General features: G+C 70.7%; 3 protein-coding genes. All 3 read left to right on the forward strand.

Annotation, left to right across the window (positions count from 1 at the left end):
- Positions 1-623 (forward strand): DUF3106 domain-containing protein (locus ACYP5B_RS09545; RefSeq protein ID WP_459569419.1); only part of this gene is annotated, 623 nt, incomplete at its 5' end.
- A 181-nt stretch (positions 624-804) separates the two neighbouring features.
- Entirely contained in the window at positions 805-1,371 is a 567-nt protein-coding gene (locus tag ACYP5B_RS09550; RefSeq protein WP_318236439.1) for an RDD family protein, read from the forward strand.
- The gene (locus tag ACYP5B_RS09555; RefSeq protein ID WP_459569420.1) at positions 1,368-2,354 is read left to right on the forward strand and encodes an esterase/lipase family protein; all 987 of its coding nucleotides are present in this window, start codon (positions 1,368-1,370) and stop codon (positions 2,352-2,354) included. The genes ACYP5B_RS09550 and ACYP5B_RS09555 overlap by 4 nt, the downstream gene beginning before the upstream one ends.
- The last annotated feature ends 174 nt before the right edge of the window (positions 2,355-2,528 follow it).

Here is a 2,528-nt window from a genome sequence, read left to right on the forward strand (position 1 = left end):
CCAATGCGCACCCGACCTGGAACGAGCTCAATGCCGTCCAGCAGCGCGTGCTCGCGCCGCTGGCAGGCGAGTGGAACAATTTCCCCGAGCTCAACCGGCGCAAATGGCTGCAGATTGCGGAGCGATACGAGAAGTTTTCGCCCGCCGAGCAGGCGCGCCTGCAGACCCGCATGACCGAATGGGTCAAGATGACGCCCCAGCAGCGGCGCCTGGCGCGCGAAAACTACCAGATCACGCGTTCGCTGCCCGCGCAGAAGAAGGCCGAGGCCTGGGACAAGTACCAGCAACTGCCGGAAGAGCAGAAGAAGAACCTGGCGGCCGCCGAGAAAGTGCCGCGCCGTCCCGGCGCGGTCAGCGCCCTGCCCTCCGGCAAGCGCCTGCCCGCCGAGACCGCCCGGCAACTGCACCTTGAAAAGAAGGCACCCGCCGGCGCCACATCGACCAGCGCGCGATCGCGCGTGCGCGATGCCGGCACGCCCGCGGCGGAGTCCCATGCCGCCATGCCAGGCGCCACCGCCGGCGCACCGGTGCCGACAGTGGACACGCCGCGCGAGGCTGCCACCGAGGCCACGGCCAGCAGCACCGGCGCTACCGCCAGTCCCGACGAGCCGGTGCGCCGCTGAACCGCTGCGCGGTTGTCCGGCCGGCTCGCCCCTACCCCCCACGCAAGCTACCCGCCCCACGCGGGCTTTGGCATAATGCCGCTTGCGCCGGCCTGGCCGCGCTCGCTTGCTGCCTCGCGGCCCGGCCCTCTCTGCCAGGTCTTGCCCTCCTCCGGCCTTACGGCCTTACCGCCTTATCGCCATGCCCGCCGTGACCACGCCCAAACCCAACGCCAAGCCGGCCGCATCCGCTGCGCCGGCTAGTCCTCCACGCCCGGCCGAGGCACCGACGATCCGCCGCCGCATCGCCTGCATGCTGTACGAGGGCGTGCTGCTGTTCGGCGTGCTGAGCGCCTCGACGGGGGTCTACCTGCTGGCGCGCCCGGCGCTGCAGCAGCTTGGGCTGGACGGCCCGTTCACGATGCAGTGCTGGAGCTTCCTGGTGCTGGGCTGCTACTTCGTCTGGTTCTGGCAGCGCAACGGGCAGACGCTTGCCATGCAGACCTGGCGCATGCGGGTTGAGACGGCCGCGGGCGTGCCTCCGCGCTGGCCACAGGCCACGCTGCGCTACCTGCTGGCATGGCTGTGGCTGCCGCCTTCGGCGGCGCTCGGGCATCTGCTCGGCCTGGTCAAAGGCCCGTTCGTCGGCGTGCTGTGCGCCGGCCTGCTGGCCTGGGTCCTGCTGGCCCTGCTCGACCCCAGGCGGCAGTTCCTGCACGACCGCCTGGCCCGCACCCGCCTGACCGACCTGCGCCCGCCCAAGCCATGAACCTGTCGGCCGCTGCCTTGCGCCGCATCGCGGTGGCATTGCAGGCCGCCGTGGCACTGGGCTGCGCCGCCGAACTCCACGCCTGGCACGGCTGGCCCCTGGCCGCGGGACTGCTGGCCGGCATTGGCGTGGTGCTGGCGATACTGGGGCTGTCCGTTGCCGGCGCCTTTGCCTTTACATTGCGCGGCCTCGGCGAGCCCGCGGCGACACGCCCCCCGATCCCTGCTGCCCAGGAAGCCACCCGGCCGGCCCGCTTGACGCCATGGCAGGCGCTGGCCTGCTACCTGCGCGAATACGCTGCCGTGTTCCGGATGTTCAACTGGCTGCAGCCCTTCTGCGCGCACCGCCGCTTGCGCCCGGCCAAGGACCCGTTCTTGCGCCCCCCGCTGCTGCTGGTGCACGGCTACGGCTGCAACCACGCGGTCTGGCTCGACATGCAGCCAGCGCTGGCGGCGGCCGGCTACCACTGCGAAGCGATCGACCTGGATCCGGTCTTCGGCGACATCGACCAATACGCCCTCGAAGTGCGCGCCGCCATCGCGCGCATCGCCGCCACCACCGGCCAGCCACCACTGCTGCTCTGCCACAGCATGGGCGGCCTGGCCGCGCGCGCCGCGCTGGCGGGACGCGGCAAGCCCCCGCCCTGCCGCGGCATCGTCACGCTGGGCACCCCGCATCACGGTAGCGTGCTGGCGCGCTATGGCAGGGGCTTCAATGCCCGGCAGATGCGCTGCGGGAGCGCCTGGCTGCGAGCGCTGGCCGCGCGGGAGATGCGGCTAGCGCCCCGGCAGCGCGTGGCGCTGGTGTCGATCTTTAGCTGGCATGACTCGATTTCCGGGCCGACGGGGACCTCCTGGCTGGAGGGGGCGCGGCATATCGCGCTTGGCGGGATTGGGCATGTCAGTTTGTTGCGGCATCCGGTGGCTACGCAGGCGGTTTTGCGGGCGTTGGCGGAGTTGTCGGAGGTGGCGCCGGCTTCTTGATTGCGGGGGGCTGGGGGCTGGGGGCGTGGGTGGGGTTTTGATGCCTCTAGCCCCGCTGACGCGGGTGGGTCTCTTGTGGGCGGGGTTTTGATGCTTCTAGCTGCTGTCGCGGCTGGGCGGTGTTGCCGTTTTAGAACGTGTGAGATGTCACTTTTCTTTACTCGTAAAGAAAAG

Source organism: Cupriavidus sp. 8B (genome assembly GCF_054589115.1).